This window comes from Nannocystis exedens, from assembly GCF_002343915.1.
Lineage (GTDB): Bacteria > Myxococcota_A > Polyangia > Nannocystales > Nannocystaceae > Nannocystis > Nannocystis exedens.
The window spans coordinates 774,389-787,550 of sequence record NZ_NETK01000001.1 but is presented as its reverse complement, the minus strand read 5'-3'; the positions used below and the strand labels follow the sequence as shown (position 1 = coordinate 787,550).

Sequence of the window (13,162 nt, the reverse complement as noted above, 5' to 3'; positions counted from 1 at the left end):
CCGCAGTCGAGGACCGCGGCCGGTGACGCGAAGAATCAGTGCAGCCAGCGACCGCGGCGCTCCTCGTCGGCGTCCTCGTCGGCCTGGTCGTCGGCGTCGGCGGCGGCGGCCCGGGCCTGGTCGCGCTCCCGCAGGAGGGCGGTGAGGATCAGGCCGAAGCCTGCCCCCCAGGTCAGGATCATGAGGGCGATCCAGTAGGGCGAGGCGTTCATGCCGTAGAGGAACGGCATGCCGGCGCTGTGCGTGAGGGCGACGTGGTCGACCTCGAGGCGGTAGACCAGCACGGCGAAGACGATCTGCAGGAGGAGCAGCGCGCCGCCCATCATGCCGATGCCGAGCTTGCCGTCACGCTTGCGCGAGGCGAGCAGCAGGGTGGCGACCGCGGTCTCGGCGATCAGCAGGACCTGCGTGAGCGTGGCGTACATGATCTCGCTCTGCTCGCCGGCGAGGCCGTTGCGCTGCATCACCGCGCTGTAGGCGAAGCCGACCACGAGCATGGCGACGGCGAGGACGCCCTGGAACCGCAGGAAGGCGCCGCGGGCCTCGACGTGGCTCGGCACGGCGTGCGCCCGGGCCGGACGGCGCAGGCTGGCGACCAGCAGCCAGCCGAGCACCGGCAGCAGGAAGCCGCTGGCGAGGAAGGTGACGAGGTTGAGGCCGTCGAAGGTCTGGGTGTTGGTGCGCGACGAGAGGTCGAGCAGCGTGAGGCCGGAGCAGCCGACGCAGGCGAGCGCGAGCGCGATGCCCTCGGCGGGGCGGAACAGCGGGGCCCAGGCCTGCTCGACGCGCCGGCGCCAGCTGAACAGGCAGATCGTGGCCAGCATGACCTGCGTGCCGACGGCGTAGGCGAGGAAGGAGGAGCCGAGCTCGGGGTCGCCGGCGGTGACGAGGTCGGCGGTCCCGGGCAGGCCGGTGAAGCCGAGGATCCCGCCGAGCACGGCGGGCAGCGGGCCGAGGAGGAGGCCGGCGCTGGCGATGTTGGCGCCGACGAGCGCGGTGCCGAAGAGGCCGGCGCCGGCGATGCCGACGGCCATCAAGGCGCCGACGAGCAGGGCGTTGACCCGCTGGCCGAGCGCGTCGCCGAGGCCGATGGCGGTAAGGTGCGTGGCCCCGGTGAAGAGCACCAGGAGGCCGAGCGGCAGCAGCAGCGGGCCGAAGCCGACGGTGAGGCCGAGCAGGGCGAGCGCGGGCAGCAACAGCAAGGCGCCGGCGACCATGGCGAACACGTTGGGCCCGACCGACATGGCGAGGGCGAGGTCACCGGCGGACAGGCCGGTCATGCGCAGGACGGGCAAGGTGCCGGCCTCGCGCTCGCGGGCGGTGTGCGTGGCGGTGACGACCGGGCCGACGAGCAGCAGCATGAAGGCGGCGAAGCCGAACAGCACCGAGCCGATCAGCTGGCCGCGCTGGCCGTCGGAGACCGGCGAACGGTAGCGGACCGACGGCTTCTGCAGCGCGGTGTACTCGGCGATCGGGTCGACGAGCCCGCCCTGCCACAGCGCGGCGCCGGGGGTGAAGACGGCCTCCGCGAGGGTCTTGAGGTCGCCCTGGGCGAGGTTGGCGAGGGTGATGGAGATGTGCGGCAGGCCGCCCGAGCTCAGCACCCAGCTGGCGAGCTGGCCGCCGTCGCCGTAGGGATCGTTGTTGAAGAGGTCGGCCCACAGCGCCTGGCGATCGGTGCCGTTGGTGTCGATGGCGACGGCGCCGTCGCGCCGCTCGAGGCGATCGATGCGGGCGGCGAGGGCGGTCAGCTGGCGGCGCTGGGCCCCGATCTCGCGCAACAACGGCGCGGCGGGCTCGCCGAGCTTGCCGTTGTCGACGTCGACCGCGAAGGCGGCGGCCTGGAGCGCGGCGGTGCGGGCCAGATCCTCGTCGCGGGTGGTCAGCGGGCGAAGATCGACGGTGGTGAGCAGGAGCTCCTGCAGGTCGGTGCGCCCGCCGAGGAGGTCGCCGCGCAGGTCGACGGCCTCGCGGCGCAAGATCGACTCGGCGCGGTCGAGGTTGCGGACGACCTGATCGACGCGGGCCCGCAGCTCGGTCAACACGGCGATCCGCACGCGCTGCTGGGCGGCGAACTCGCGGTCGACGACGGCCTGCTCGCGGTCGTCGAAGCTGCAGCGCGGCATCTGCGGGCCGTCGCACACGGCCCAGGCGTCCTCGAGGCCGATGGCGACCCGCACGTCCTGGGCGGCGGGGCTGTCCATGCGCGTCAGCGCGGAGGTCCCGAGCCACGTGAGGCCGCTGATCAGGGTCGCGGCGACCAGGGCCGAGGCGGTGCGCGACCGGAGGTCGCGGCGGAGGAAGGGACGAAGTCGTTGGGAGAGGGACCGCATCGGGCCCGAAGCCCCGGTCGGTCGTGAAGGAGTACGAGGATCCTGGTTCGCCATAAACCCGCCTTGCGTGCTGGCCCGGACAACCGGCAGCCTTTGAGTGTTCCACAAAACGTAGGCGCGGCGCAGATGATTTCACTGGCGTGCATGTCGCTGAGGTAAGATCCGCCCGTGACCCCGAACCCCAGCGCCCTCCGCCTCCCCGCCGATGTCGAGCGCACCCTGTCCTACTGGCTTGCCGAGCCCCGATTCGCCGTCGAGCGCGAGGCGCTGCAGGCGCTGGTCGCCTCCGCCGAAGCGGGGTCGACCGTGGCCCTGGCGGAGATCCTCGACGCCTACTCCCAGGTGCTCCCGATCGGCACCGGCGGCCGCCGCGGCAAGGTCGGGCCCGGTCCCAACCGCTTTAATAAGGTAGTGGTGCGCGAAACAGCCCAGGGGCTGGTGCAGGCGATGCGCGCGGCCGGCGACACCCCCCAGGTGGCGGTCGTCTACGACACGCGCACCCACTCGCGGGACTTCGCGTTCGCGGTGGCCGAGCAGTGCGCCGCCGGCGGGCTGACCGTCGTCCTGCTCGACGCGCCCCGGCCGACGCCCGAGCTGTCGTTCCTGGTCCGCCGCCTCGGCTGCGGGGCCGGCGTGGTCATCAGCGCCAGCCACAACCCGCCGGAGGACAACGGCATCAAGATCTACGGGCCCGACGGGGCGCAGGTGCTGGGCGAGCGCGACGCGGCGTTGATGCGCGCGATCCTGTCGGTGCAAGAGCTGCCGGAGCTGCAAGAGGAGCAGCGCAAGCTGATCCACGTGCTGTCGCCCGAGCGGGTCGCCGCCGAGGCGGACCCGCCCTACCACGCCTACGTGCTGGCGCAAGGCGTGGCCCCGCCCGACCTGTCGGCCGCGGGGCTGAAGGTGGCGTTCACGCCGCTGCACGGGGTCGGGCACACGAGCGTGCTGCCGGCCCTGCGCGCCCGCAAGATCGAGGTGGTGCCGGTCGAGCGCCAGTGCGACCCCGACGGCGGCAGGTTCTCGACGGTCCGCTCGGCCAACCCCGAGGCGCCGGAGTCGATGACGATGGCGATTCAGCTGGCCGAAGAGACAGGTGCTGACCTGGTCCTGGCGACCGACCCCGACGCTGACCGCCTCGGCGCGTGCGTGCGCGGGCGCGACGGCAAGTTCGTCCCGCTCGACGGCAACCGCCTCGGGGTGCTGATGCTCGACCACGTGCTCGCCAACGCGACGATCCCCGCCAACGGCTGGGTGCTGACGACGCTGGTGACGACGCCGCTGCTCGCGACGATGTCGCAGGCCCGCGGGTTGATGGTGGTCGACGACCTGCTGGTCGGCTTCAAGCACCACGCCGGCATGGCGGCCGAACACCCGGAGCGCACGGTCGTGTTCGCCTGCGAGGAGAGCCACGGCTACAACCGCGGCGACGAGATCCGCGACAAGGACGGGTCGATCGCGGCGCTGCTGCTGGCCGAGGCGGCGGCGCTGGCCAAGCTGCGCGGCGAGACGCTGCTCGACGTGCTCGATACGATCTGGTGCCGGTTCGGCTACCACCGCGAGAAGACGCTCAACTACATGGCGCCGGGGCTGGCCGGACGGCAGGCGATCGCGGCGCTGATGCAGGCGTGGCGGACGTCGCCGCCCGCAGGCTTCGCCGGCCTGACGACCCGCCGCTTCGAAGACCGGCTGCAGCCGCGCCACACCGGCTCGCCGACGCGCGACCTGCCCGGCGACGTGCTGAGCCTCGAGCTCGAGGGCGAGGGCGGCAAGAAGTGCCGGCTGGTGCTGCGTCCGAGCGGGACGGAGCCGAAGCTGAAAATTTACGGGCTGGCTCGCAGCGCGCCGGAGATCGATCGCGCCGAATTGCCGGCGGTGGTGTCGCAGATCGACGGGGTGGTCGAGGCGGTGCTGGCCGACGCGCACGCGCAGATCGAGGTGATGATGCGGCCCTGGCTGGGTCCGGCTTCATGAGGAAGGCGGCGGTGGCGGCCGCGCTGCTGGCGTTGCTGGCGGCGCTGGCAGTCTGGCTGGGGACGTCCGAGCGCGCCGGTCCCCGTCCGGGTCCGCGCAAGAAGGCCGCGACACGGCAGGTGACGGCGGCGGTCGAGGGCGACGCGCCGGCGCACGGCGTGGCCCGCCGCGCCGACGTCGATCGCAGCGGCGAGGGCGTCGTGCACGGGCGGATCGTCGACCGCGACGGCAGCCCGGTGAGCGACGGGCGGGTCATCCTGCACTGCCTGGCGAGCGGGACGGGTCACAGCGTGCCGATCGACGGCGGGGTGGTCGAGCTCGGCGCGGAGGGCGAATTCAGCGGCCCGGGCTGCCGCGGGATCGTCTGCGCCGAGCTGCGCCACCCGACCCTGGTGCCGCGCGATCCGTGGGTGCTCGAGCCGAATCGGGCGCCGGTGACGCTGGTCGCGCAGGCGCTGAGCCGCGTGGTCGGGTCGGTCAGCGACGGCGAGGGCCGGGCGGTCGCGGGGGCGCAGATCTGGGTCCGGCGCGGCGGCGACGACGACCCGGCGGCGCTGCCGCCGTTCACCTCGCGCAACACGGTCAGCGACGGCGAGGGCTTCTTCAGCTTCGCGCGGGTCGAGAAGCCGCCGTGTGACCCGTGCGGCGAGGCCAGCGGTCGCTGCGAACCGGGCGACGCGCGCGACGTGCCGACCTACGCGTCGCTGATGCTCATCGCGCGCGCGCCAGGGTTTCGCCCGACGGAAAAGGAAGTGTCGGTCGACGACGAGGAGGGCTGGCAGCTCGTGCTGGCGCCGCCGCTGTCGCCGCTGCAGGGCACGGTGACCGACGCGGAGGGGCGGCCCTACGCGCGCGCCCGCGTGCTGGCGCGGGCGCACACGCGGGGCTACGAGGTGCATCAGGCGCGGGTGGAGGCCGGGCAATTCAGCCTCGCCGAGCTCGGCGAGGGCAGCTACGACCTGCGCGTGGTCCAGGACGGGGTGGAGCTGGCGAACTCGAGCGGACACGTGGCCGGAGAGACGGTGGCGCTGGTCGGGAACGTGCCGGCGCTCGGCCGCGCGGTGACGGTCGCGGTGGTGCGACGCGGCAGCGACGAACCGGTGGCCGGGGCGGTGGTCGACGGCGGGCCCTTCGCCGGCGCGCGCACGGGTGAAGAGGGCACCGTCGGGGCGACCGACGTGTTGCCCGGGACGTACACGCTCGGCGTGCGGGTGCGCGGGCTGCGTTCACAACGCGGGCAGGTGACAATTCCCGGCGACGACGCCGGCCCGTGGACGGGACGCGTCGAAGTCGACGACTCGCCGTAAACTCCTGGCCCGGCGGGCGGCGCGGAATATCGCCGCAGACATGTGTGCCGACAGCTCGCGGCCGCCGGTTTTCGCAGGTCGGGGCGCGCCATGCCTGAATTTGCGCGGGGGCACAAATTTGAGGGTGTGACCGGCTCGCGTTAGCCTTGGGGGCCCGGCGCTGCAGCGCCGGACAAGTTCGAATCATGGCGGATATCGAGAACGACGGCCTGCTCAGCAACCCCAACAGGGCGACCTTGTCGCCGCGCGAGGCCGCGGAGCAGCGCTGGGGCACGATGATCGCGCACCGCTATCGCGTCGAGGAGCTGCTCTCCTTCGACGAGATGGGGGCGCTGTACCGGGCACGCGACACCGAGCGCGGGGTGCCGTGCGCCCTCCGGATCTTGCCCGAGATCTACGCGCGCGACCCCGAGATCCGCGACCGCTTCCTGCGCGACGCCGAGGCGGCGCAGGTGCTGCAACACCCCAACATCATCGAGGTGTTCGGCACCGGCAAGCTCGACGACGGCAGCGTGTACTCGGTGATGCAGCTGCTCGACGGGCAGAACCTGCGCGCCGTGCTCGACGAGGAGAAGCGGATCTCGGCCGGGCGGGCGGTCCACATCGCCAGCCAGGTCTGCCGCGCCCTGGGGACCGCCCACGACATGGGCATCATCCACCGCGACCTCAAGCCGAGCAACATCGTGCTCGTCACCCAGGACGGCGAGCTCGACGTCGTCAAGGTGCTCGACTTCGGCGTGTGCTCGCATATGGACAGCGAGCGCTCGGGCGTGTCGACGATCGACAAGCTGGTCGGCTCGACGGCCTACATGGCGCCCGAGCAGGCGGCCGGCGAGGAGGCCGACCCGGTCTCCGACATCTACGCGCTCGGCACGGTGCTGTTCGAGATGCTGACCGGGCGGCTGCCGTACACCGGCCGCAACGACTACGACATCATGATGAAGAAGGGCCGGCAGGAGGCCCCGCGCGTCGACGAGCTGGTGCGCGACGTGCCGGCGGCGCTGGCCGACCTGGTGGCCCGCTGCCTGGCGCCCCGGCCCGAGAACCGGATCCGCTCGATGCGCGTGCTCGAGGTCGACCTGCTGCGCTCGCTCGACGCCCCGGCCGCGCCGCGGGCCGCCCGCTCCAGCGTCGACCTGTCCGAAAGGTCAGCCGCGACGTCGCTGAGCTCCGGCTCGCTGATGCCGCCGCCCGAGCCGGCGGCCGCCGTGTCGCACCCGAACATGATCCTGGCCAGCGCGTCGATGAGCGCGCCCCGGCCGGCCCCGGAGCCGCGCACGATCGTCGCGCCGGCCAAGGAGCACCCGCACGCGTGGCTGTGGCTGGTCGGCGCCGGCACCATCGCGGTGGTGCTGGTGCTGTTCGGGCCGCAGATGTTCGGCGCGGCCAAGACGCCGCCGGAGGAGCCGCCGGCGCCGCTCGCCGCGACGCAGGACGTCGACGACTCGACCCCGCCCGACCCGCCGAAGCCGATCGACCTCGCCATCCCGCAGGCGGTCGAGAACGCCGGCGACCCGCTGGTGCTGGCCGGACGCGCCGACCTGGCGCTGGCCGAGGGCCGGATCTGCCAGCCCGCCGGCGAGTGCCTGCGCGACTACCTGGCGGCGCTCAAGGAGATCGACCCGAAGCACGAGGCGATCGAGCGGCTGACGCAGAAGATGCCGGCGGCGGGGCTCGACGCCGGCCGGAAGGCGCTGGCCGAGAAGCGCTTCCACGACGCGGGGCAGGTGTTCCGCTGCGTGATGGCGCTGGCCCCCGAGACGGAGGGCGTGAAGGAGCTGCTGGCCGAGGCGCTGGTCGGCGAGGGCAAGATCCTGCGGCTGATGAAGGCCTGGGACGACCTGGCGGCGCTGCTCGAGGAGTACGACAAGCTCGGCGTCAAGCCCGGCTTCGACGCGCTGGTGCTCAAGGGCCAGGGCATGGCCGGCAAGGGCCGCTGGCAAGAGTCGGTCGACGCCTACGCGGCCGCGGCCAAGCTGCGGCCGAACGACAAGGACGTGAAGAAGGCGCTCGACGAGGCGAAGCAGCAGCTCAAGAGCGCCGAGAAGAAGTGAGCTGACTTGACGGGCATGTTCTAAAGAGCATGCCCCTTGGGTCCGGTCCCGAGAGACATGGTCTTTTGACCATGTCGCTTCGGACAGGCTCAGAAGCGCATCCACACGCCGAGGTCGATCTCGACCGTGGTGCCCGGGCCGACGACCCCGCGGACGCGCGGCCACACGCGCTGGCGCAGGCAGGCGGTGAGGGCCGGGCCGAGGGGCTCGCGGCCCTTGACCTCCATGCGGGCGAGGCCGCCGGTGGCGGTGAGGTGGACGACGAGCACGAGCTTGCGGTGGACGCGGTAGGTGGTGCGGCCGGCGTCGAGGAAGCACTGGGCCAGCGGCTCGGCGTCGGCGCGCAGGAGGGCGCGCAGGCGGTCGCTCTCGGCCTCGCCGGGCCCGCTGACGGCGCCGATCCGGGCCCGCGCGTACGGCTCGACGGCGACGAAGCCGCGGCCGGGATCGCCGAGCGCGTCGGGCATGGCGGGAGCGGCCGGGCGATCGAAGGTCGAGACCTGGGCGTTCTGGCCGTCGAGGACGTAGCGCGCCTCGGCGCCGGTGCTGCCGCCGAGGCGGATGCCGGCGGCGTCGCGGCTGGCGGTGGGGGCCAGGTCGACGACCGCGGTGAAGTCGCGCGAGGTGCCGCCGAGCAGGACGTGGCGGGCCTGGTCCATGCGGATCTTGGTGACCTGGGCGACGTCGCTGACGACGCGCCCGTCCATGCCGTGGACGGCCTCGACCGGCTGGACGACCTCGACGGCGAGGCCGTCGACGCGGCGCGAGCGGTCGACCGCGATCAGGCTGGTGTAGGCGGTGACGAGCTGGTGCTGCAGGCCGAGCTGCAAGATCGCCCGGCGCGCCTGTTGCTCGACGTCCGCCGAGGTCGCGGTCGCGCGGGTGAGGTCGAGCGCGCCGATCTGCTCGCGGGCCCACAGGCGCCCGAGCGTGCGGCCGGCGTCGGCGCTGGCGACGACCTCGATCGGGAAGGTGACGGAGCGCTCGCCGATCCGGGCGCGCAGGCGCAGCTCGTCCGGGGCGGCGCCGGTGTAGCGGCCGTGGACGACGAGCGGGTGGCTGGCCAACAGGTCAGGTGGCAGCGAGGTCGAGAGGTCGCGCGGCGCGAGGGTGCCCCAGTCGACGGTGATGTCGGTGAGCACGGGGGCGTCGATGGTGCGCTCGATGACCTGGCCGGCGCGCGCGAGGTCGGCGGGGCCGCGCACGTGCAGCGAGGCGCCGTCGCCGGCCCGGGCGACCGAGGCGATCAGGTGGCTGTTGGGCGCCTCGCCGATGCCGACCCCGAACACGCGCGCGCGCCGGCCCGCGGCCCGCTGGCGCTCGAGCAGGGCGCGGGCGCTGCGAGCGAGCTGGTCCTCCTCGCCGATGTAGCCGTCGGTCATGAGGAAGACGTAACGGTGCCGGCCGGCCCCGACGGGGCCGTCGAGCGCGCTGCTGACGGCGGCGAGCATCTCGCTGCCGCCGCCGGCGCCGAGGCCGTCGACGAACTCGGCGGCCTGGCGCAGGTTCTCGGCGTTGGCCGGGCGCGGGGCGCCGAACAGGCGCGCGCTGCCGCTGGCGAAGGTGATGACGTCGAAGGTGTCGACCGGGCGGGCGCGGGCGAGGGCCTCGCGCATCGCGACCTTGGCGAGGGCGAGCGGGGCGCCGCGCATCGAGCCGGACACGTCGACGACGAACAGGAGCTCGCGCCGACCGACCGCGTCGTCGACGTCGAGGCGCGGCGGATCGACGACGAGGAGGAAGTGGCCGCCCTGCTTGTCACCTGGCCCGAGGAACAGCTTGGCCGCGGGCTGGGCGGCGGCGCTGCGGTAGCGCAGGACGAAGTCGCGATTGGGGATCTCGTCGCGGCGGGCGAGGGCGACGCGCAGTCGGCCGTCGCTGGCGTCGGCGTCGACGGCATGGGCCGGCGCGATCCAGTCAGTGATCGGCGTGGCGGCCTCGGCGACGACGGAGATCGAGAGGTCGTGGCCGGTGCGCATGCCGTGGCCGAGCAGCGGCGGGGAGATCCGCGAGGCGTCGGGGACACGGTCGGTGTCGGCGCCGGTGCCGGTGCCGAGGTCGCCGCGCGCGAGCCGCTCGCCGGGGAGGTAGCGCGGGCCGACGACGGTGGGGAACACGAACTCGTACTCGCCGGCGTCGTAGCTCAGGGTCTGCAGGTAGCGCAGCTCGACCTCGACGGTCTCGCCGGGCGGGATGTTGGCGAGCGACTGGGTGAAGACGTTGGGCCGCTCCTGCTCGAGCAGCGCGGCGGTGTGGCCGGCGTCGCGGGCCGCGACGTACTCGGCCCGCGCCTGGCCGCGCTCGCGGATCTCGGCCTCGATCGTGCGCGCGCCGACGATCATCTTCATGTCGGTGACGGCGCTGTTCTCGGGCAAGGGGAAGGTGTAGACGGCGTCGAGGATCGCGGCGTTGTCGTTGACGAAGCGCTGGCGGACGAGGACCTCGGCGACGGGGCCCCGCAGGTGCGCCCGCACGTCGGTGTGACGCAGCGGCAAGGCGACGCCGGCGTGCAAGAGCTGCGGCAGCGCGCCCGGGTCGGTGTAGACGACGTCGCGCACGCCGTCGGGGTCGGCGACGACGACCGGCGGCGCGGCCCGGGGCGCCGGAGCCTCGCTGCGTACGCCGAGCTCGAGCCGCTGCCAGTCGGGCTCCGGCAACAGCTCGGGGTGCGCGACGGTGGTCGCGGTGCGACTACAGGCGAGGAGGATGCCGAGACCGAACAGCGCGGACAGCCGGATCGTCATGCGATCGGGTGTAGCTCGGGGCGCCCGGGGGCGGCACCGACTGCGATCGGACAGTCCTGCATGCCGGCGGGATGTCCACGAGGGCATGTTTGAAGAGGCATGCTCGATCGAGCATGTCCTTGAAACCATGTCGGCGGCGGTGGACGAGGACGTGGCTGGAGTTGCGGCCGTCGGTGGTGTACGGCAGCGCGCCCGCTCCGTCGTCGACGCGGTGCGGGGCGTCGACCCACCCCGGGAGCCGGTGGAGCGGAGGGCCGCTGTCGCGGACGATCACGCGGCCTGCTCGCTCGCGGCTCGGCGAACCGTGGGCGCAGGCGAGGAAGAGCGGGGCGGCGAGCCGGACGCAGCGGCCGCGCGACCCGGGCCGCGGGAGCACCATGCGTCCGGTGTAGCGCGGAGCGGCGGGCCGCTTCTCCGACGCCGATCGGACCCGGGGCGCGTCAGGCCGACGTCCTCGCGCGCACGAGCTCCTGGAGGATCTGCAGCAGCGTGTCGAGGTCGGGCGGCTTGCCGAGGTGACGATCGAAGCCGGCGTCCCGGGCCCGCTGGCGGTCGTCGGGCGAGGCGTAGCCGGTGAGCGCGACCAGCTTGGTCGCGCGCTGGGTCGGGTCGGCGCGGATCGCCCGCGCCACCTCGTAGCCGTCCATGCCGGGCAGGCCGATGTCGCAGAGCACGACGTCGGGCCGAAAGGTCTGCACCCTGGCCAGCCCCTCGGGCCCCGAGTGGGCGAGGCAGACCTCGTGGTCGCCGAGCTCGAGGGCGTCCTTCAAGGTCTCGGCGGCGTCGAGGTTGTCCTCGATGACGAGGATCCGCCCGAGCGAGGCGTGGCTCGACGGCGCGCTCGCGGCTGCTTCGCCCGCGGGGGCGGCGATCGCGGGCAGTCGCACGGTGAACTCGGAGCCCCGGTTCGGTCCCTCGCTCGCGGCCCGGACCTCGCCGTCGTGCAGCTCGACGAGCCCCTTGACGAGCGCGAGGCCGAGGCCGAGGCCGCCGCGGCTGCGGTCGAGGGTGTTGTCGGCCTGCGTGAACGGGTTGAAGAGGAGGGGCAGCATGTCGGGTTCGATGCCCATCCCGCTGTCGCGGACGCGGACGAGCACGTCGGTCTCGCTCGCCGCGACCGAGACCCTGGCCCAGCCGCCGGGGCCGGTGAACTTGGCCGCGTTCTGCAGCAGGTTGCCGACGATCTGCGACAGCCGCGTGGGGTCGCCGTCGACCCAGGCGGGCCGGTCGGCGAGCGCGAGCTCGAGCGACACGCCGCTGCGCTCGAACACCGAGCGGTGATCCTCGACCGTGCGGCGCACGAGCTCGTTCATCTCCACCGTCGTGCGCCGCAGCTGGATCTTCCTCCGCGAGATCCGGGTGACGTCGAGCAGGTCGTCGATCAGCCGCGTCATGTGCTCGATCTGCCGCTCGATCACCTCCTCGGCGCGGCGGGCTCGCTCGCTCCCCGGAGCGGCGTGCGAGAGGATGTAGAGGCTGTTTTTGATCGGCGCCAGCGGGTTGCGCAGCTCGTGCGAGAGCATGGCGAGGAACTCGTCCTTGCGGCGGTCGGCCTCGCGCAGGGCCTCGGCGAGCGCGCGGTGGCGTTCCTCGCTGGCGCGCAGGGCCGCCTCGGTGCGCTTGGCGTCGTGGATGTCGGTCGAGGTGCCGTACCAGCGGACGACCCGACCGGCCTCGTCGCGCACGGCGAGCGCGCGGCCGAGGTACCACCGGTACTCGTCCACGGTGGGGAACTTGAAGCGGTATTCGATCTGAAACGGCTTGCCGGTGCGGACCGACTCGTGCCAGACGTCCATGCAGTGCTGCCGCTCGTCGGGGTGGAGCACGCGCAGCCAGCTGGCTTCGCCGATGATCCCGACCGGCACGCCGCTGAGCTCGTACCACCTGCGGTTGTAGTAATAGGGGCTGCCGTCGGGCTGGCAGGCCCAGACGATCTGGGGCATCGAGTCGGCGAGCTGCTGGAACTGCAACTCGCTCGCGCGCACCGCCTCGAGCGCCACGCGGGTCTCCGCGGCCTGTCGCTCGGCGTCCTCGGCGGCGCGGGCGGCGGCGATCCGCGCCTCGACGTCGCGGGCCCGCCCCGCGCGCAGCGAGCCGGACACGACGCTGATGACCGAGCCCGTGGCCAGGAACGCGACGAGCTGCAGCGCCTCCTTGGCGCTCGGTCCGCCGTCGGTCGCCAGCATCCACGCGCCGAGGCCGGTCGTCGCCAGCGCGGTCGAGACCAGCGAGGGGGCGGTGCCCGTGACTTGCGCGGACAGCGAGAGGACCGCGAGCGGCACGGCGAAGAAGACGCCGCCGAGCGGGCCGGCGAGGGCGAGGGCGAGGATCACGGCCCCCGCGGCGCTGAGGAGGGAGAGCGGCCATCTCGCCGCGGTCTCGACGCTCGCGCGCGCGGAAGGTCTCTCACTGGAGGTACGGTCGCTGGGCGTCATTCCCGACCTCGCGCCGTCACAGGGTAGTTCCACCCGCGACGTCATGCCGTCTTGATCCGACGAGCCGGCGGTGGAGGTCTCGTCGGGGCGCGACGGCCTCGGCAGCGTTCGGGCCGCTCACGGGCTGGGGGCGGACGAATGGCCGCGGGTCGCGGTAGACGCAGATGTCCCGAAGGACATGTCGCTGCGCGCCGCGGGGCGTGCGACTGCGGAAAGGCCGCCCCGCCGGCGCGGCGAGCGGCGCGCCCCTGGTGCCTCGACCGGGCGTGTCGAGCAGCCCTCGCGCCGGGGCTCCGTCAGGCCGGCCGGGCGCGAGGG

The 13,162-nt window shown here is 73.5% G+C and carries 6 protein-coding genes; 3 read left to right on the top strand and 3 right to left on the bottom strand.

All coding sequences use genetic code 11. The annotated features are described in order from the left end of the window. Positions 1–35 precede the first annotated feature (35 nt). Positions 36–2,333 carry a hypothetical protein gene (locus NAEX_RS02955; protein ID WP_096326000.1) on the bottom strand — a complete coding sequence of 766 codons (2,298 nt, stop codon included), beginning with the start codon at positions 2,331–2,333 and terminating at the stop codon, positions 36–38. Positions 2,334–2,501: 168 nt separating this feature from the next. Between NAEX_RS02955 and NAEX_RS02950 the strand changes: the two genes are divergently transcribed. From NAEX_RS02950 to NAEX_RS02940, 3 genes are all read left to right on the top strand, one after another. Continuing rightward, complete coding sequence (locus tag NAEX_RS02950) at positions 2,502–4,304, top strand: phospho-sugar mutase (protein ID WP_096325999.1); 1,803 nt, start codon at positions 2,502–2,504, stop codon at positions 4,302–4,304. Next, the gene (locus NAEX_RS02945; protein ID WP_096325998.1) at positions 4,301–5,611 is read left to right on the top strand and encodes a carboxypeptidase-like regulatory domain-containing protein; all 1,311 of its coding nucleotides are present in this window, start codon (positions 4,301–4,303) and stop codon (positions 5,609–5,611) included. Before NAEX_RS02950 ends, NAEX_RS02945 begins: the two co-directional genes overlap by 4 nt. 185 nt (positions 5,612–5,796) lie before the next feature. Next, on the top strand, positions 5,797–7,665 hold the full coding sequence (locus tag NAEX_RS02940) for a serine/threonine-protein kinase (RefSeq protein WP_096325997.1): 1,869 nt from the start codon (positions 5,797–5,799) through the stop codon (positions 7,663–7,665). 89 nt (positions 7,666–7,754) lie between these two features. Here NAEX_RS02940 and NAEX_RS02935 read toward each other — a convergent pair whose 3' ends face one another. Both NAEX_RS02935 and NAEX_RS02930 read right to left on the bottom strand, forming a co-directional pair. After that, positions 7,755–10,409: a VIT and vWA domain-containing protein gene (locus tag NAEX_RS02935; protein ID WP_096325996.1), complete on the bottom strand. Its 2,655-nt coding sequence runs from the start codon at positions 10,407–10,409 to the stop codon at positions 7,755–7,757. A 440-nt stretch (positions 10,410–10,849) separates the two neighbouring features. After that, complete coding sequence (locus tag NAEX_RS02930) at positions 10,850–12,742, bottom strand: hybrid sensor histidine kinase/response regulator (protein WP_143140412.1); 1,893 nt, start codon at positions 12,740–12,742, stop codon at positions 10,850–10,852. Positions 12,743–13,162: the final 420 nt, after the last annotated feature.

What these genes read in the sequence shown, in the direction of transcription:
- NAEX_RS02955 (WP_096326000.1), bottom strand. Translation starts at nt 2,333, where the DNA reads ATGCGGTCCCTCTCCCAACGACTTCGTCCCTTCCTCCGCCGCGACCTC.
- NAEX_RS02945 (WP_096325998.1), top strand. Translation starts at nt 4,301, where the DNA reads ATGAGGAAGGCGGCGGTGGCGGCCGCGCTGCTGGCGTTGCTGGCGGCG.
- NAEX_RS02940 (WP_096325997.1), top strand. Translation starts at nt 5,797, where the DNA reads ATGGCGGATATCGAGAACGACGGCCTGCTCAGCAACCCCAACAGGGCG.
- NAEX_RS02935 (WP_096325996.1), bottom strand. Translation starts at nt 10,409, where the DNA reads ATGACGATCCGGCTGTCCGCGCTGTTCGGTCTCGGCATCCTCCTCGCC.